The following is a 17,120-nucleotide window of genomic DNA, read 5'->3' as shown; positions in this document are numbered from 1 at the left end:
AACTACCCCATTTGAATTGCTTCACAGGTGTGGCTCTAATTGCGTGCGCAACCAGTAATGAAAATGCGCTAGGCCAGTTTCCATGGGATGTTGATAAGGCCCACGCTCGTCGATATTTTGTGCAAAAAGTGCACGGCGACCATCATGCATGCGCTGGCAAATTTCTTTATCTTCCAAAGCGGTTTCCTCATAAGCGGCTTGTTGAGTAGCAACATATTCACGCTCAAACAGGGCAATGTCTTCAGGGTAGTAAAACTCAACGACGTTAGAGCATTTATCTACACCGCGAGGAATGATGTGTGAAACCACAAGCACGTTTGGATACCATTCAATCATGAGGAATGGGTAATATACCATCCAAATGGCGCCGTGCTTGGGTAAGCCTTTTTTGCCTTGATATTGTTTAACCTGTGCCTGCCAGTTTTTGTAAATCGCGGAGCCAGCTTTTTCGTAACTTGGTTTATAGCCGACAGTTTGGACGCTGTAGTCTTGACCAAACTCCCAGTTGAGTTCGTCGCAATCAACAAACTTGCTCAGGCCAGGATGGAATGGGCCTACGTGATAGTCTTCTAAATAAACCTCAATGAAGGTCTTCCAATTGAAGTTGTAATCATCCACCGTCACGCGGTCTAACATGTAGTTGGTAAAGTCAAAATCTTGCTTGCAACCAAGTTCTGCTAAGTCTTTTGCGATATTGCGTTTGCTATTGAAAAGCAGCCCTTGCCAATTGGTGAGGGGTGTGTGGTCTAAGTGTAGGCAGGGATTTTCATTAAAATGAGGTGCGCCTAAAAGTTCACCCTTTAGGTTGTAAGTCCAGCGATGAAGCGGACAGACGATATGTTTGGCGTTGCCTTGGCCGTTCAACATCAGCGCTTGGCGATGACGGCAAACATTGCTAATTAAGCTGATGCCTTGTTGGTTATGGACGAGGGCTTTGCCGTCTTGCATCCAACCGAGTGTATAAAAATCGCCTTGATTGGGCACCATAAGCGCGTGTCCAAAATACTGTGGCGCTTTTGGAAATAAGTGTTTTGCTTCTAGCGCGTAAATGGCGGGGTCGGTGTACCACGCCACAGGTGGTTGAGACGTGGTTTTTGATTGAATTTGATTGCTAGAGGCAAGAGAAATCATCTGGCTTGTTCGTGTTTAATTAAAAGTGATTTTGACTAGATTTTAAGCGTCAACTTGCTTGTTTTAATAAGGTTAATTATTCCGAGGAATGCGATTTTGCCCTAACCCCATTTTTTTTCAAGTTTTTTCCTGAAAGCATTTATCAGTCTTGATTTAAGTCAGGCAAATTTAGAATAAGTTTCAGCGACTTAAAAGCAGCATAATCGGCCTCAAAAAGCCCTCAATTCTTGCCTAAAAAGCGCTTTTGAGATAATCTTGATACCTTACTTGCAAAACAATTTCTTATGCTCAAGGAGCAAATGAATGAAAAATCCACTAGATTCAATTTTAGGTACGATCATTTCTGGTTTGATTCTTACGTTTGTACTCTATGCGTTTATCAAACACTTTGTGCTGGCGGGGGTGTAAATCATGGAATTTTCAATGGGTATTTTCCGATGGTTACACATCATGGCAGGCATCACTTGGATTGGTCTGCTTTATTATTTTAATTTGGTGCAAGTACCTGCAATGAAAGACGCTGCTGCTGATGGCACGTCAGCTGGCATTTCAAAGCATATTGCGCCTCGTGCTTTACTTTGGTTTCGCTGGTCTGCGGTCGCGACTTGGTTGATGGGCGCAGCTTTGCTTGGACCTAGCTTTAGCGCTGCTTTTGGTTTGCAGGCTGGATACACTGGTATTGGGATCGGTGCGTGGTTAGGCACGATTATGTTATTAAATGTTTGGGTACTAATTTGGCCAAATCAACAAAAGATTTTGGGCATGGTTTCTGCGACTGATGATGAAAAAGTCAAGGCGCGTCGCGTGGCGTTTTTGGCCTCACGCACTAATATGATGCTTTCTGTGCCGATGTTGTTTTTTATGGCCAACGGTCTCTCGCACAAGGCAGTTATCGGCCTGTAATTTTATATGCAAGCTGGAATCGGCGGCTTAAGCCGCCTTTTTCATTTTTATACTGCAACCATGGTTGCTTGATTCTTTGAAATATTGAGTAAGGTGATATGTCACAACATTTAATGAACACCTATGCACGTCAGCCTGTTTGCTTTGTAAAAGGCGAGGGCGTTTGGCTATTTGATCCAGCGGGCAATCGCTATCTGGATGCGTTGGCTGGTGTTGCCGTCAATGGTCTTGGTCATGCCCATCCTAAACTAGTGAAGGCGATCAGCGAACAAGCAGCAAAGCTGATTCACGTGTCTAACGTTTACAACATCAATGAACAATCGCGTCTTGCAGACAAGCTTTGTGAAATTTCTGGCATGGACAAAGTATTTTTCTGTAACTCAGGCTGTGAAGCGAATGAAGCATCAATCAAATTAGCAAGGCTATATGGTCATAATAAAGGCATCAAAAGCCCAGAAATCATTGTCATGGAAAAGTCATTCCACGGCCGCACTTTAGCCACGCTATCAGCAACAGGCAACCGCAAAACACAAGCAGGTTTTGAACCGCTAGTCAGTGGTTTTGTACGTGTGCCGTATGATGATGTTGAAGCTGTGCGCCAAGTAGCGGCGCATAACAAGAACGTAGTGGCGATTTTGGTTGAGCCAGTGCAGGGGGAAGGCGGCATTAATATCCCGCACGACGCTTCTGGCTACTTAGAGCAGTTACGTAAGATCTGTGATGACAATGGCTGGTTGCTGATGGTTGATGAGGTGCAAACAGGCATTGGCCGCACTGGTACATGGTTTGCGTTTCAACACACCAATATCCTACCGGATGTCATGTCTTTGGCTAAGGGTTTAGGCTCAGGGGTGCCAATAGGGGCTTGTGTTGCGAGAGGTATTGCTGCGGAAACCTTTACTTATGGCAAGCATGGCTCTACTTTTGGCGGCAATCCACTCGCAGCTGCAGCAGGTATTGCAACCCTACAAATTATTGAAGAAGAGAACTTACGTGCCAATACTGAGGCAATGGGTGATGTGATCTGTAACGGCTTGCGTGCCGCATTAAAAGGTGTCGCTGGGGTTGTGGTCATTAGAAATGCAGGCTTGATGATTGGTGTTGAATTGGATCGCCCTTGTGGTGATCTAGTGAAGCGTGCTTTGGCTGAGAGATTGCTCATTAACGTCACTGCTGACAAAGTGATTCGCTTGTTACCTCCATTAGTCATCAATCAAAGCGAAGCAGAGCAATTAGTGGCAATCTTAAGCAAGATCATTAAGCAGTTTTTGAGTGAATAATATTTTTAAATTAATGGTTTAAACGTCCAATTTTTTGGTCAACATCATGACAATCAAACACTTTTTACAATTTAACGACTTAACAACAGACGAACTCAATCATATTTTTGAGCGTACTCGTTGGATTAAGGCTCAATTCAAAGCCTATCAACAATACTGGCCGCTTTCAGACCGCACTTTGGTGATGATATTTGAGAAGGCAAGCACTCGAACACGTCTATCGTTTGAAGCGGGTATGCAGCAATTAGGCGGTTCAGCGATTTATTTGAATACGCGTGATTCACAATTGGGTCGTGGCGAGCCGGTGGAAGATGCCGCACAAGTCATTTCTCGGATGAGCGACATCGTGATGATTCGTACCTTTGAGCAGGACATTATTGAGCGCTTTGCGGCGAACTCACGCGTGCCGGTAATTAACGGCTTAACCAATGAATATCACCCTTGCCAAATTTTGGCAGATATTTTCACCTTTATTGAACACCGTGGCCCAATTAAAGGTAAGACGGTTGCTTGGATTGGTGATTCAAACAATGTTTGTAATACCTGGTTGCAAGCGGCCGAAATGCTGGACTTCAATGTGCATGTTTCAACGCCACCAGGCTACGAAGTCGAACCTGAGCGTGCCAATTTGTACGGCGATAGCCATTACGAAGAGTTTGCCGATCCGATGGAAGCAGCCCGTGGCGCTGATTTAGTAACGACGGACGTTTGGACCTCCATGGGCTTTGAAGCTGAAAACGAAGAACGTATGCGTGACTTTGCCGATTGGCAGGTTGATGCAGATATGATGCGTGTGGCGAAAGAGGATGCATTGTTCATGCATTGCTTACCAGCGCATCGCGGTGAGGAAGTTTCTGCTGAGGTGATAGATGGCAAACATTCAGTGGTTTGGGATGAGGCTGAAAATAGATTGCATGTTCAAAAGGCACTCATGGAGTACCTTTTGTTAGGAAAAGTAAAATAGCTGGAAGCTATTTCGGTGTAGGTTAACCTTTAGGTTAAGTGAGCAAAGCGAACGGCCGAAACCAAAAGCATCTGCATGTTCAAAAGGCATTCATGGAGTACCTTTTGTTGGGAAAAGTTAAGTAATTATTGAGATTGGGAAAGAAGTAATGAGCGATATTAAAAAAGTAGTGTTGGCGTATTCAGGTGGTCTTGACACTTCAGTCATCTTGAAATGGCTTCAAGATGAATACAAATGTGAAGTGGTGACATTTACCGCTGACTTGGGTCAGGGTGAAGAGTTGGAGCCAGCGCGCGCCAAAGCACAAGCCGCCGGCGTTAAAGAGATTTACATTGATGACGTGCGTGAAGAGTTTGTGCGCGACTTTGTATTCCCAATGTTTCGTGCCAACACGGTTTATGAAGGCGAATACTTGCTTGGCACGTCAATCGCACGCCCATTGATTGCTAAACGCTTGATTGAAATTGCGAATGAGACAGGTGCGGATGCGATTTCTCACGGCGCGACTGGCAAGGGTAACGACCAAGTGCGTTTTGAGCTTGGTGCTTACGCATTAAAACCCAATATTCACATTATTGCCCCATGGCGTGAGTGGGATTTGCTTTCACGTGAAAAGCTTTTGGCTTATGCAGAAAAGCACGGTATTCCAGTTGAAATGAAACACAAGCAAGGGGGCAGTCCATACAGTATGGATGCGAACTTGTTGCACATCTCTTATGAAGGTCGTCATTTAGAAAATCCAGCGGCAGAGGCTGAAGAAGATATGTGGCGCTGGACGGTATCCCCAGAAAAGGCACCAGATGCTGCAGAATATATTGACATTGAATACGTGAATGGGGATCCAGTTGCGCTCAATGGACAACCAATGAAAGCGCATGAAATCTTAGCGCATCTTAACAAAGTGGGTGGCAAACACGGTATTGGCCGTTTGGATTTAGTTGAGAATCGTTATGTGGGCATGAAGTCACGCGGCTGCTATGAAACGCCAGGTGGCACAATATTACTTAAGGCTCACCGTGCAATTGAATCCATCACACTAGATCGCGAAGTCGCCCATTTGAAAGATGATTTAATGCCGCGCTACGCCAGCATGATTTATAACGGCTATTGGTGGAGTCCTGAGCGTTTAGCGCTTCAAACCCTCATCGACCATACGCAAAAGACAGTCAATGGTTGGGTGCGCTTGAAGCTTTATAAAGGTAATGTCATTGTTGCTGGCCGTGACTCCAAAACAGACTCTCTGTTTGATTCAACCATCGCAACGTTTGAGGATGACAAAGGGGCTTACGACCAAAAAGATGCTGCTGGCTTCATTAAGTTAAATGCTTTAAGACTACGAATTGCTGCGAACCTGAAACAAAAGAAGCAATAAAAATCGACTAATTAAAGCAAGACCCATTCATTTAAAAGGAAAATATCATGGCGCAATTTGATAATGTAAGCGTTAAAAGAAAAGCAAATGTCTACTTCGATGGTAAATGCGTTAGCCATACGGTTTTATTTCCCAATGGAACGCGTAGCACCATCGGTGTGATTTTCCCAAGTTCACTGACATTTAATACCCAAGCGCCAGAGTTGATGGAAATTAATTTGGGCGTATGCAAAGTACGTCTTGCTGGCGAAACTGATTGGAAAACCTACAGCGCTGGTGAAAAATTCACCGTACCAGGCAATTCATCATTTGATATTGAAGTGCTTGAAACACTCGATTACGTCTGTCATTTTGAATAATTAAGAGGTCGATATGCCATCTTTTGATATTACGTCTGAAGTTGATATGGTCGCATTGAAAAATGCGATCGATGTGGTGAGTCGAAGCATTACTAATCGCTACGACTTTAAAGGCACAAGCGCTAACGTGGAACTTAACGAGAAAGACAGCTTGATGACTTTGTTTGGCGACTCTGATTTTCAATTAGATCAAATCAAAGACATTTTATTGCCTGCGATGGAAAAAAAAGAGGCCGACAGTGCCAAACGCCTTGACCATCAGGATGTTCAGAAAATTTCAGGCAATATAGTAAAACAAGTGCTGAAGATTAAAGATGGCATTGATAGTGAGCTGGCTAAACGCATCGTGAAGCTGATTAAAGACAGTGGCGTTAAAGTGCAAGCAAGTATTCAAGGCGACACAGTGCGCGTGGTAGGTGCTAAGCGTGATGTATTGCAAGACACCATTGCCCAAGTGAAGAAATCCGTGACCGACTTCCCTTTGCAGTTTGGTAATTTTAGAGATTAAATTTTTATATTGTTAGAAGCCGAATGAGCGCGAAAACCCTTTACGACAAGTTGTTTGATTCCCATGTGGTGACCGAAGAAAACGGCACTGCGCTGATTTATATTGACCGTCATTTGGTCCATGAAGTGACCAGCCCCCAAGCTTTTGAAGGCTTGCGCCTAGCAGGCCGTAAGCCATGGCGTAAAGACTCTATTGTGGCGACTGCTGACCACAATACCCCAACGAATGGCTGGGAAAAAGGATTGGACGGTATTGCTGATCCTATTTCCCGTATTCAAATCGAAACGCTTGATAGCAATATCAAAGAGTTCGGCGCTAAAGCTTACTTTCCTTTCATGGATAAAGGCCAAGGTATTGTTCACGTCATGGGCCCGGAGCAGGGCGCAACATTGCCAGGGATGACAGTTGTATGCGGTGACTCTCACACTAGCACACATGGTGCGTTTGGTGCTTTGGCACATGGCATTGGGACATCCGAAGTTGAGCACGTCATGGCGACCCAATGTTTAGTGCAGAAAAAGTCTAAATCTATGCTTGTGCGTGTTGATGGCAAGCTAGGTAAAGGCGTGACAGCTAAAGATGTGGCACTAGCGATTATCGGTAAGATTGGTACTGCAGGCGGAACAGGTTACGCGATTGAGTTTGGCGGTAGTGTTATTCGTGCTTTGACGATGGAAGGCCGCATGACGCTTTGTAATATGGCGATTGAAGCTGGCGCACGTGCTGGAATGGTGGCGGTTGATGATGCGACGATCAATTACGTAAAAGGCCGTCCTTATGCACCGAAAGCAGACCAGTGGGATGCTGCGGTAGCTTACTGGCGCACATTGGTGAGCGATGATGGCGCTGAGTTTGATGCAACAGTGACCTTAAATGGCGACGATATTCAGCCGCAAGTGACTTGGGGTACCTCACCTGAAATGGTGGTGGGGATTGATGGCAAGGTGCCAGATCCAGCTAAAGAAGACGATGCGACCAAAAAAGGCAGCATGGAGCGTGCCTTGCAATATATGGGTTTGGAAGCGAATACACCAATGAGTGCAATTAACATCGATAAAGTATTTATTGGTTCTTGTACCAACTCCCGTATTGAGGATTTACGTGCCGCAGCGAATGTTGCTAAAGGCAAGAAAATTGCTGGAAATGTTAAGTTGGCTTTGGTTGTGCCAGGTTCTGGCTTGGTGAAAGCCCAAGCAGAAGCTGAAGGCCTAGATAAAGTATTTAAAGAGGCTGGCTTTGAATGGCGTGAGCCAGGGTGCTCAATGTGCTTGGCGATGAATGCCGACCGTCTTGAGTCAGGTGAGCGCTGTGCATCAACTTCTAACCGTAACTTTGAAGGTCGTCAAGGCTTGGGTGGTAGAACACATTTGGTAAGTCCTGAGATGGCCGCCGCCGCTGCGATTGCTGGACATTTCGTTGATGTCCGTACCTTTGCTACAAAATAAGAGATTAATACGATGCAAGCATTTACCCAATTAAACGGTTTGGTTGTTCCGCTCGATAGAGCAAATGTCGACACGGATGCGATTATTCCTAAACAGTTTTTAAAGTCGATTAAGCGTAGCGGTTTTGGCCCCAATGCTTTTGATGAATGGCGTTATTTAGACCATGGCGAGCCAGGTATGGATAACAGTCAGCGCAAAATCAACCCGGATTTCGTTCTTAATAAGCCACGTTACCAAGGTGCTTCTATTTTATTGGCGCGTGAAAACTTCGGCTGTGGTTCTAGCCGTGAACACGCACCTTGGGCGCTTGAAGATTATGGATTTCGTGTCATTATCGCCCCTAGTTTCGCTGACATTTTCTATAATAACTGCTTCAAGAATGGCATGTTGCCTATCGTGCTCTCTGCAGATGATGTCGATGCTTTGTTCAAAGAAACAGAAGCATCAGAAGGCTATAAACTCAACATCGACTTGAGCGAACAAAGCATCACTTCGCCAAACGGCAAGTCTTATAAGTTTGATGTGGATGCTTTCCGTAAGCATTGCTTATTGAATGGCTTAGATGACATTGGTTTGACCATGCAACATCAAGATGCGATTAAGGCGTTTGAAACAAAGCATCAAGCTGCACAACCTTGGCTTTTTAATTAAATTATATTTATCAATCGTATATTTGTATTTGTTAGGATTTTAGATGAAGATTGCAGTTCTGCCAGGTGATGGCATCGGTCCAGAAATCGTTGCTCAAGCTGTTAAGGTTTTAAATGCCTTAAACATTGGACTTGAAATGAAAGAAGCGCCCATCGGCGGTGCTGGTTACGAGGCTGCTGGTGATCCACTTCCTGCTGATACATTAAAATTGGCTAAAGAGTCTGATGCGGTATTGCTCGGTGCTGTGGGTGACTGGAAATATGATTCCTTGCCACGGGATATGCGTCCTGAGCGTGGTTTGTTGCGTATTCGTAAAGAACTTAATTTGTTCGCAAATCTACGTCCTGCATTGCTTTACCCAGAACTAGCGTCAGCGTCTACTTTGAAACCAGAAGTGGTGGCTGGTTTAGATATTATGATAGTGCGTGAGTTAACGGGGGATATTTACTTCGGTCAACCTCGTGGCATTTCAACCTTGCCAAATGGCGAGCGCGAAGGAGTGAATACCATGCGCTATTCTGAATCTGAAATCCGCCGTATTGGTCATGTGGCGTTCAGTATCGCAATGAAGCGCAATAAAAAAGTTTGTTCAGTCGATAAAGCGAATGTGCTTGAGACGACTGAGTTATGGCGTCAAGTCATGATTGAAATTTCTAAAGAATATCCAGAAGTTGAGTTGAGCCACATGTATGTGGATAACGCTGCGATGCAATTAATTCGGGCGCCTAAGCAATTTGACGTGATGGTGACGGGTAATATTTTTGGCGACATCTTATCTGATGAAGCTTCAATGTTGACAGGCTCTATCGGCATGTTGCCTTCTGCATCTTTAGATGCGAACAATAAAGGTATGTACGAGCCTAGCCATGGCTCTGCACCAGACATCGCTAATCAAGATATTGCAAATCCGCTGGCAACTATTCTTTCAGCCGCAATGATGCTTCGTTATAGCTTCAACGATGAAATGAACGCCACACGTATTGAAGATGCAGTGAAGAAAGCTTTGGCGCAAGGCTATCGTACCGCTGACATTTACACTGAAGGTACTAAAAAAGTGAAATGTAGCGAAATGGGTGACGCGGTAGTTGCTGCTTTATAAAAGATTTAGGAAAACAAGAAAATGTTAAAAGTTGGCTTTATTGGTTGGCGCGGTATGGTGGGCTCAGTGCTCATGCAACGTATGTTGGAAGAGAATGACTTTGCGAATATTGAACCGCAGTTTTTCACCACCTCACAAGTGGGTGGTGCTGGTCCAAATGTTGGTAAAGATACGCCACCATTAAAAGACGCTAAAAATATCGCTGAACTCAAGCATATGGATGTGATTGTTTCATGCCAGGGTGGCGATTACACCAGTGAGGTGTTTCCTAAGCTCCGTGGTGAAGGTTGGAATGGCCATTGGATTGATGCAGCTTCAACCTTACGTATGGAAGATGATACTGTCATTATTCTTGACCCAGTCAATATGCACGTCATTAAAGATGCGATGCAAAAGGGTGGTAAAAACTGGGTGGGTGGTAACTGTACCGTTTCATTGATGTTGATGGCATTGAACGGCCTCTTCATAGAAAACTTGGTGGAATGGGCAACGTCCATGACTTATCAAGCGGCTTCTGGCGCTGGCGCACAAAATATGCGTGAATTACTCAAGCAAATGGGCGCGGCAAACCAAGCTGTTTCTAGCTTACTCGCTGATCCAGCGTCGGCCATTTTAGATATTGACCGGACTGTCGCGGCAACTTTGCGTGACGATGCTTACCCTACAGCACACTTCGGGGTGCCATTGGCTGGTAGCTTGATTCCTTGGATCGATAAAGATCTAGGTAATGGTCAAAGCAAAGAAGAGTGGAAAGGTGGTGCTGAGACCAATAAAATTCTTGGTCTAGAAGCGAACCCTATCGTGATTGATGGCTTGTGTGTGCGTATTGGTGCCATGCGTTGCCATTCTCAAGCGCTCACTATTAAGCTGACAAAAGATGTGCCTTTAGATGAAATCAACGATATGTTGGCGAAAGCCAACCAATGGGCGAAAGTGATCCCTAATGAGCGTGAAGCAAGCATGAAGTTGCTGACACCTGCAGCCGTGACCGGCACGCTCACCACGCCAGTTGGCCGTTTGCGTAAAATGGGAATGGGGGGTGAATACTTGTCAGCCTTTACAGTTGGCGACCAACTGTTATGGGGCGCGGCTGAACCACTTCGCCGTATGCTAGACATTTTGGTCAAGTCATAATATGTCACCTTGCGCTCAGCTTGCGAGGCGTTTGATAAGATGTTATTTTTAATCGTTTTTTGTGCATTTGTTGAGTATAATGGGCTAAATAATAATGAGTAAACTTGTGAAAAAATCAATCATTAAGCAAGCTTGCATGGCGCTTCTGATTGCCCTCATTCCCTTGACTGTTTTCGCCACAGGATTAGGTAAATTGAATGTTTTTTCATCGCTTGGTGAGCCTCTTCATGCAGAGATTGAGTTGTTATCAGTCTCTTCTGTAGAAATGACAACATTAACGGCTGATCTTGCGTCATCCGAGCAATACCAGGCGCAAGGAATTGATAAAACTGCGATTCAGCAAAATATCAAAACTAGCATTATTAAAAAATCCGACGGTTCGCTTGTTATCCAATTGACGACTGCTCAAGCGGTAACGGATCCATTTTTAGATATGCTAATTCAATTGTCCTGGAGCGATGGCCAGTTATCGCGTGAGTACACATTGTTGCTTGACCCCTCAGAATACTCCACAACTAACATTGCAACGCCAATTGTCGATACTCCAAAGTCGCTATCTGATCCATCAAAGGTAAAAGAGACTTTAGCAAATGTAAAACAGCCTGCTTCAAAAAGTAGCACTCGTCATTCTTCAGGTCATCTTGCAAACTCCCAAAAATTAAAAGATTTGTCATTGGATGGTCAATCGGTGACGACAGTTAAAGGAGATACGTTAAGTGCTGTTGTTGGCCGGTTTCAAGTTCAAGATGTCAATCTAGACCAATTGTTGCTTGGCGTTTTTAAAGCAAATCCCTCAGCGTTCATTGATGGCAATATGAATCGTCTGAAAGTTGGTCAAATCCTGAACATTCCGAGCGCAGAAACTTTGCAGGCAATTAGCAAAACTGAAGCAAGGGCTGAGGTTCATGCTCAGGTTTCAAATTGGAACGCCTATACAACCAAACTAGCAGATACTGTGTCGCATTCCGAAACCGCTGAACAGTCAACAATTCAGCAAAACGGCGGAAAAATAATCACTAACGCCGAAGACAAAGCCGTGCTTGTTTCAGAAGGTACACGTGACGTGATTAAGCTGGAGAAAACAGAAACGGATCAATCAAAGTCGAAGGGCCCTGACTCTCAACCTGATGCAAGTTCTTCAGGACAAACCGCCACAACCATCCAAGACGATATAGCGGCCAAAGCTAATGAGATTAAAGAGACGGATGAAAAGGCTGCTGCGCTTCAGAAACAAATAGCTGATATGAAGCAACTATTGGTGCTTAAAAATAAGCATTTAGCTGATGTTCAAAACAATGCGGAGCATGCTCAAACCAATAGTATTCAATTTCCCCATGATTTATCAGAGGTTGATCCAGTCGTATTCGCTGTATCGGGAGCCCTTATTGCCTTATTTCTTTCATTACTTTGGTTAAACAGACGAAAGAGTCAGCGCGCTTTATCGCTCAAAGATTCAGTGACTGACCATGGCAAAACGTTTACACAGACGATTGCAGAAAATAACACTGATTCTGCAATGTTGTTGAATGATTTTTCCGCATCAGGTCCTTCTTTGATTGATACCCATGAGGTTGACCAGATTGCTGAGGCTGAGGTTTTGCTTGCGGATGGACGTCAAGCTCAAGCGGAAGACATTCTAAGCGATGCAATTCAGAAGTCACCTGAACAGTACGATGAGATGATCCATGATCTTTCTAGTGATGAGAAGGTTGAAACGCCTGCAAATAAACCCCTTGAAATGGATTTGACGGAAATCAGTTTGGATTTTGAAGCGCTGCCGTCGTTGGATGCTTCAGCGCTTCAAGCAGCGCCTATTCCCGATGCGTTTAATGGCGATTTTTCAAACATGTTGAAGATTGATACAAAGCCGAAATCGCTTAAGAGCGCGACTCAAGCATCGACACCAAAATCAAAATCTGTGAATAAACCCAGCAAAGAAAGTAAAACGAGTAATGAAGAGTCGGCTGATGTTGCCACTAAGCTTGAGTTAGCTGCTGCTTATATTGATATGGAGGATAAAGAGGGTGCTTTGGCTTTATTGGCTGAGGCTGTCAAAGAGGGTGGTCCTGAACAACGTGCTCGGGCGCAAGCGCTAATCGAGAGTTTGTTCTAATGGACCGTCAAATCAAATCAGCCGGGCGATTTAGTCCGGCTTTTTTATTCAAGTGTCATGGATTGCATCCCGCAGTCAAAATATTTGCGCTGATCATCATGGCAATACTTATTCCACAATTTACACCGAATATGTTGATAGTCTGTTCTGTAATCAGTTTGTTCGTATTAGTTTATTTTCGAGTCAAGCATTTTTTTGGCATGATGAAGCGCATGCGATGGCTCTTTCTTTCGGTATTTTTTATTTATGCGTTCACCACACCTGGTGAATACTTGAGAGGTTGGCCAATCGATCTCTCTCCCACTTATGAAGGGTTGCGTGAAGGCTTTATACAGCTTCTCAGAATTTCTTTGATGTTGGCTGGTGTGAGCATGTTGATGGCGACGACTACGCGGGAAAAATTAATGGTGGGTATTTACCTATTGACCCTGCCGTTTAAGGTGCTGAATCTTTCGCCTGAGCGTTTTACAGCAAGACTTTATCTGACTTTGCAGTATATGGAGCAGACAAAGGATCAAAAGCACATCCAATATTCAGGCTTGGGTTGGCAGCAGAGACTCAGTATGCTGTTAAATGATGCTGAGTTTACTTCGTCGTCAGAAGTGATTCGTTTGGAAAACACAGGCTTTTCTTTACTTGATTATATTGGTTTCGCTTCATTATTAATCTTGGCTGCTTACTTTTTATGAGAATAGCCCTGGCCATTGAATACGACGGTTATCATTTTTGTGGTTGGCAAACGCAACCTGAAGGTTGTGGTGTCCAAAATCGCCTTGAGCAAGCTTTGTCTACTATGGCGGGGCACGAGGTTGGGATTATCGCTGCCGGGCGAACAGACACTGGTGTGCATGCATTATGCCAAGTAGTGCATTTTGACACCCAAACAGAACGTCCACTTAGTGCGTGGGTGCGAGGTATTAATGCTAATTTACCGCTGACTGTGCGTGTACTTTGGGCGAAAGTCGTGCCAGATGATTTTCATGCACGCTTTTCTGCAAGGCGTCGAGATTATCAATTCATTTTATATAATGCGCCGGTAGCCTCTGCGGTGATGGCCAATAAAGCCAGTTGGTTTCACTTGCCGCTTGATGTAGAAAAAATGGCGGAGGGTGCAAAATTTTTAGAGGGGGAGCATGACTTTAGTGCTTTTCGGGCCTCTGAATGCCAAGCAAAATCGCCTATCAGAACGCTGTATCAAGCAGAAGTTAATAGGCACGGTGATTGCATCGTGTTTGATTTTTCGGGCAATGCTTTCCTCCATCATCAAGTGCGTAATATGGTGGGTGCTTTGGTTTATGTCGGTAAAGGTAGTCTTAAGCCAATTCAAATCCAGTCCTTGTTAGCGCAGTGTGACCGTACCAAGTCACCACCAACTTTTTCGCCGGATGGTTTGTATTTGACAGGTGTTGGTTATGAAGCGCATTGGGGCTTGCCGACAACTCGTCGATACATCCAGTTTTTTAGCGCAAGCGCTAACTAAGCTGTGACAGTTTTACAGCTTTCAGTTACGCTATGGTCTTTATATTAAATTCTTTTATCTGTGCGAACTCGTGTAAAAATTTGTGGGATCACCCGCGTCGAAGATGCGCTTGAAGCCGTTAAACAGGGTGCGGATGCGATTGGCTTGGTATTTTATGCCAAGAGTCCGCGCAACGTCAGTATCGCGCAAGCGTCTGAAATTGCTTCTGCAGTGCCAGCTTTCGTTTCAGTGGTGGGTCTTTTTGTGGATGCTGAGTCGGTATTTATTCAAGAAGTGCTTGCATCAGTCAAGCTGGATATACTTCAATTTCATGGGGATGAAGCCCCTTCTGCATGTCGTCAATATTCACGGCCCTATATGAAGGCAATTCGCGTTAAAAACGGCACAAATTTGGTACAATATGCACATGATTATGCCGATGCAAAAGCGCTTTTATTGGATGCTTTTTCTGAAGGGGTTCCTGGCGGCACAGGCTTAGTCTTTGATTGGTCATTAATTCCAAAAAATTTATCTTTGCCAGTTGTGCTTGCCGGTGGGCTGAATGCTGAAAATGTTGTTGTAGCGATTGAACAAGTTCGACCCTATGCGGTCGATGTAAGTGGTGGTGTTGAAGTCAACAAAGGGATAAAGGATGCAGTAAAAATTGCTGCATTCATGCGAGGAGTCAGTAATGCAACTATATGATATGCCAGATGAACGTGGTCACTTTGGCCCTTACGGCGGAATTTTTGTCTCTGAAACATTGGTGGAGGCGCTGGAAGAACTACGTTTAATGTACGAGAAGTATCGTCATGATCCAGAGTTTTTGGCTGAATTTGCGCATGATCTCAAACATTTTGTTGGTCGTCCAAGTCCTATTTATCACGCAAAACGCTGGTCTGATAAGGTCGGTGGCGCGCAAATTTACTTGAAGCGCGAAGATTTAAATCACACAGGCGCACACAAAGTAAACAATACGGTTGGTCAAGCATTGCTCGCTAAGCGTATGGGTAAGCCACGTGTGATTGCTGAAACTGGCGCAGGTCAGCACGGCGTCGCTACAGCGACGATTGCGGCTCGTTTAGGTCTTGAGTGTGTTGTGTATATGGGCTCTGAGGACATCAAACGTCAGGCACCGAATGTTTATCGAATGAAGCTTTTAGGTGCAACCGTTGTGCCTGTTGAAAGCGGCTCAAAAACACTCAAAGATGCGCTAAATGAAGCGATGCGTGACTGGGTGACGAATATTGAGAATACGTTTTACATCATTGGAACTGTGGCAGGCCCACATCCATACCCAATGATGGTCCGTGACTTTCAAGCCGTGATTGGCGTGGAAGCGAAAATTCAAATGAATGAAATCGTGGGTCGTCAGCCAGACGCAGTGCTTGCTTGCGTTGGCGGTGGGTCAAACGCAATGGGGATCTTCTATCCCTATATCAATGAAGCAGGCGTGAAGTTAATCGGGGTTGAAGCAGCTGGGCATGGTATTGAAACTGGTAAGCATGCTGCGCCTCTCACTGCAAACAGTGCGGTAGGTGTGCTTCATGGGAATCGTACCTACTTGATGCAAGATGAAGACGGTCAAATCATCGAAACACATTCGGTTTCAGCCGGTCTGGATTACCCTGGTGTTGGTCCTGAGCATGCTTGGCTGAAAGACATTAATCGTGCGGAATATGTTGCAATTACCGATGATGACGCCATGGCCGCATTTCATAGTTTGTGCCGTACCGAGGGCATTATTCCTGCTTTGGAGTCTAGTCACGCACTTGCTTATGCTGAGAAATTGGCGAAAACCATGTCACCAGACCAAATTATCTTGGTTAACCTTTCAGGGCGTGGTGACAAAGACATGAACACCGTTGCTCAACTTTCTGGAATTACCCTTTAATCTTATGTCACGTATTCAAACTACCTTTGCAACACTTAAGCAATTTGGCAAAAAAGCACTGATTCCATTCATTACTGCGGGTGATCCACATCCTGATCAAACCGTGGCGATGTTGCATGGCTTAGTCAAATCCGGCGCTGATTTAATTGAGCTAGGTGTCCCTTTTTCTGATCCGATGGCAGATGGTCCAGTCATTCAACGGGCAAGTGAGCGTGCGCTCGTGCATAAAGTTGGTTTAAGACATGTGCTTGCCATGGTGAAAGAATTTCGTCAGCAAGACGATAGAACGCCGATCATTTTAATGGGGTATGCCAATCCTATTGAAGCCATGGGCATAGAAAAATTTGCGGATGCTGCCAAAGATGCTGGGATTGATGGCATGCTGACGGTTGATTATCCACCAGAAGAGTCGACTGAATTCAATGCCATGCTGAAAGCCCGTGATATTGACCCTGTATTTCTGTTATCTCCAACAACAGACAAAGCGCGCGTAGATATTATCGTGAACCAAGCAAGTGGCTTTATTTACTATGTATCACTCAAAGGCGTGACTGGTTCTAAGAACCTCGATATTGTTGAGGTGGCAGATCGCGTTGCATCGATTCGATCGCAAACTGACTTGCCTATTGGCGTTGGCTTTGGTGTGCGTGATGCCGCAACGGCTAAAGCCGTAGCCAGTGTTGCTGATGCCGTGGTAGTGGGAAGCCGTATGGTGCAAGAGGTGGAAATATCAACTGCTGACAACGTAGTTGCAAACTTAATGGCGCTCACGGCAGAGCTTCGTGCCGCCATTGATGCCAATTAAATA

Annotated in this window: 17 protein-coding genes; 16 read left to right on the top strand and 1 reads right to left on the bottom strand. The window is 44.8% G+C overall.

What is annotated here, in order from left to right:
• Positions 1–21: 21 nt before the first annotated feature.
• Complete coding sequence (locus tag BN1209_RS04970; RefSeq protein ID WP_045751222.1) at positions 22–1,131, bottom strand: aromatic ring-hydroxylating oxygenase subunit alpha; 1,110 nt, start codon at positions 1,129–1,131, stop codon at positions 22–24.
• Positions 1,132–1,542: 411 nt separating this feature from the next.
• Here BN1209_RS04970 and BN1209_RS04965 point away from each other — a divergent pair, with 411 nt between their 5' ends.
• The 16 genes from BN1209_RS04965 to trpA all read left to right on the top strand — a co-directional run bounded on the left by BN1209_RS04965 (position 1,543) and on the right by trpA (position 17,117).
• Positions 1,543–2,034 carry a urate hydroxylase PuuD gene (locus BN1209_RS04965; protein ID WP_045751221.1) on the top strand — a complete coding sequence of 164 codons (492 nt, stop codon included), beginning with the start codon at positions 1,543–1,545 and terminating at the stop codon, positions 2,032–2,034.
• Between the two features lie 98 nt (positions 2,035–2,132).
• The gene (locus tag BN1209_RS04960) at positions 2,133–3,314 is read left to right on the top strand and encodes an aspartate aminotransferase family protein (protein ID WP_045751220.1); all 1,182 of its coding nucleotides are present in this window, start codon (positions 2,133–2,135) and stop codon (positions 3,312–3,314) included.
• A gap of 46 nt (positions 3,315–3,360) precedes the next feature.
• Positions 3,361–4,278 carry an ornithine carbamoyltransferase gene (gene argF, locus BN1209_RS04955; protein ID WP_045751219.1) on the top strand — a complete coding sequence of 306 codons (918 nt, stop codon included), beginning with the start codon at positions 3,361–3,363 and terminating at the stop codon, positions 4,276–4,278.
• Between the two features lie 148 nt (positions 4,279–4,426).
• A complete protein-coding gene (locus tag BN1209_RS04950; protein ID WP_045751218.1) occupies positions 4,427–5,650 on the top strand; it encodes an argininosuccinate synthase in 1,224 nt (407 codons plus the stop codon).
• A gap of 47 nt (positions 5,651–5,697) precedes the next feature.
• The gene (gene ppnP, locus BN1209_RS04945; RefSeq protein WP_045751217.1) at positions 5,698–6,009 is read left to right on the top strand and encodes a pyrimidine/purine nucleoside phosphorylase; all 312 of its coding nucleotides are present in this window, start codon (positions 5,698–5,700) and stop codon (positions 6,007–6,009) included.
• 13 nt (positions 6,010–6,022) lie between these two features.
• Positions 6,023–6,517 carry a YajQ family cyclic di-GMP-binding protein gene (locus BN1209_RS04940; protein ID WP_045751216.1) on the top strand — a complete coding sequence of 165 codons (495 nt, stop codon included), beginning with the start codon at positions 6,023–6,025 and terminating at the stop codon, positions 6,515–6,517.
• Between the two features lie 23 nt (positions 6,518–6,540).
• Positions 6,541–7,962 (top strand): 3-isopropylmalate dehydratase large subunit, encoded by a 1,422-nt coding sequence (gene leuC, locus BN1209_RS04935; protein ID WP_045751215.1) that lies wholly within the window; start codon positions 6,541–6,543, stop codon positions 7,960–7,962.
• A 12-nt stretch (positions 7,963–7,974) separates the two neighbouring features.
• Positions 7,975–8,613, top strand: coding sequence for a 3-isopropylmalate dehydratase small subunit (gene leuD, locus BN1209_RS04930; RefSeq protein ID WP_045751214.1), 639 nt, complete (start codon positions 7,975–7,977; stop codon positions 8,611–8,613).
• 43 nt (positions 8,614–8,656) lie between these two features.
• Positions 8,657–9,712, top strand: coding sequence for a 3-isopropylmalate dehydrogenase (leuB, locus tag BN1209_RS04925; RefSeq protein ID WP_045751213.1), 1,056 nt, complete (start codon positions 8,657–8,659; stop codon positions 9,710–9,712).
• 21 nt (positions 9,713–9,733) lie between these two features.
• Positions 9,734–10,846: an aspartate-semialdehyde dehydrogenase gene (gene asd, locus BN1209_RS04920; protein WP_045751212.1), complete on the top strand. Its 1,113-nt coding sequence runs from the start codon at positions 9,734–9,736 to the stop codon at positions 10,844–10,846.
• Between the two features lie 106 nt (positions 10,847–10,952).
• Positions 10,953–12,959 (top strand): type IV pilus assembly protein FimV, encoded by a 2,007-nt coding sequence (locus tag BN1209_RS04915; protein ID WP_171816500.1) that lies wholly within the window; start codon positions 10,953–10,955, stop codon positions 12,957–12,959.
• Positions 12,959–13,648, top strand: coding sequence for a CbiQ family ECF transporter T component (locus tag BN1209_RS04910; protein ID WP_045751210.1), 690 nt, complete (start codon positions 12,959–12,961; stop codon positions 13,646–13,648). Before BN1209_RS04915 ends, BN1209_RS04910 begins: the two co-directional genes overlap by 1 nt.
• Positions 13,645–14,439 carry a tRNA pseudouridine(38-40) synthase TruA gene (gene truA / locus BN1209_RS04905; RefSeq protein ID WP_045751209.1) on the top strand — a complete coding sequence of 265 codons (795 nt, stop codon included), beginning with the start codon at positions 13,645–13,647 and terminating at the stop codon, positions 14,437–14,439. Before BN1209_RS04910 ends, truA begins: the two co-directional genes overlap by 4 nt.
• 60 nt (positions 14,440–14,499) lie before the next feature.
• Positions 14,500–15,123: a phosphoribosylanthranilate isomerase gene (locus BN1209_RS04900; RefSeq protein WP_045751208.1), complete on the top strand. Its 624-nt coding sequence runs from the start codon at positions 14,500–14,502 to the stop codon at positions 15,121–15,123.
• A complete protein-coding gene (trpB, locus tag BN1209_RS04895) occupies positions 15,110–16,312 on the top strand; it encodes a tryptophan synthase subunit beta (RefSeq protein ID WP_045751207.1) in 1,203 nt (400 codons plus the stop codon). The genes BN1209_RS04900 and trpB overlap by 14 nt, the downstream gene beginning before the upstream one ends.
• Positions 16,313–16,316: 4 nt before the next feature.
• Positions 16,317–17,117 (top strand): tryptophan synthase subunit alpha, encoded by an 801-nt coding sequence (trpA, locus tag BN1209_RS04890; protein WP_045751206.1) that lies wholly within the window; start codon positions 16,317–16,319, stop codon positions 17,115–17,117.
• The last annotated feature ends 3 nt before the right edge of the window (positions 17,118–17,120 follow it).

It is taken from the genome of Candidatus Methylopumilus turicensis (genome assembly GCF_000953015.1).
In the GTDB taxonomy this organism is placed as follows: Bacteria; Pseudomonadota; Gammaproteobacteria; order Burkholderiales; family Methylophilaceae; genus Methylopumilus_A; species Methylopumilus_A turicensis.
This window is presented reverse-complemented; position numbering and strand designations above follow the sequence as displayed.

What these genes read in the sequence shown, in the direction of transcription:
- BN1209_RS04970 (WP_045751222.1), bottom strand. Translation starts at nt 1,131, where the DNA reads ATGATTTCTCTTGCCTCTAGCAATCAAATTCAATCAAAAACCACGTCT.
- BN1209_RS04965 (WP_045751221.1), top strand. Translation starts at nt 1,543, where the DNA reads ATGGAATTTTCAATGGGTATTTTCCGATGGTTACACATCATGGCAGGC.
- BN1209_RS04960 (WP_045751220.1), top strand. Translation starts at nt 2,133, where the DNA reads ATGTCACAACATTTAATGAACACCTATGCACGTCAGCCTGTTTGCTTT.
- argF (WP_045751219.1), top strand. Translation starts at nt 3,361, where the DNA reads ATGACAATCAAACACTTTTTACAATTTAACGACTTAACAACAGACGAA.
- BN1209_RS04950 (WP_045751218.1), top strand. Translation starts at nt 4,427, where the DNA reads ATGAGCGATATTAAAAAAGTAGTGTTGGCGTATTCAGGTGGTCTTGAC.
- ppnP (WP_045751217.1), top strand. Translation starts at nt 5,698, where the DNA reads ATGGCGCAATTTGATAATGTAAGCGTTAAAAGAAAAGCAAATGTCTAC.
- BN1209_RS04940 (WP_045751216.1), top strand. Translation starts at nt 6,023, where the DNA reads ATGCCATCTTTTGATATTACGTCTGAAGTTGATATGGTCGCATTGAAA.
- leuC (WP_045751215.1), top strand. Translation starts at nt 6,541, where the DNA reads ATGAGCGCGAAAACCCTTTACGACAAGTTGTTTGATTCCCATGTGGTG.
- leuD (WP_045751214.1), top strand. Translation starts at nt 7,975, where the DNA reads ATGCAAGCATTTACCCAATTAAACGGTTTGGTTGTTCCGCTCGATAGA.
- leuB (WP_045751213.1), top strand. Translation starts at nt 8,657, where the DNA reads ATGAAGATTGCAGTTCTGCCAGGTGATGGCATCGGTCCAGAAATCGTT.
- asd (WP_045751212.1), top strand. Translation starts at nt 9,734, where the DNA reads ATGTTAAAAGTTGGCTTTATTGGTTGGCGCGGTATGGTGGGCTCAGTG.
- BN1209_RS04910 (WP_045751210.1), top strand. Translation starts at nt 12,959, where the DNA reads ATGGACCGTCAAATCAAATCAGCCGGGCGATTTAGTCCGGCTTTTTTA.
- truA (WP_045751209.1), top strand. Translation starts at nt 13,645, where the DNA reads ATGAGAATAGCCCTGGCCATTGAATACGACGGTTATCATTTTTGTGGT.
- trpB (WP_045751207.1), top strand. Translation starts at nt 15,110, where the DNA reads ATGCAACTATATGATATGCCAGATGAACGTGGTCACTTTGGCCCTTAC.
- trpA (WP_045751206.1), top strand. Translation starts at nt 16,317, where the DNA reads ATGTCACGTATTCAAACTACCTTTGCAACACTTAAGCAATTTGGCAAA.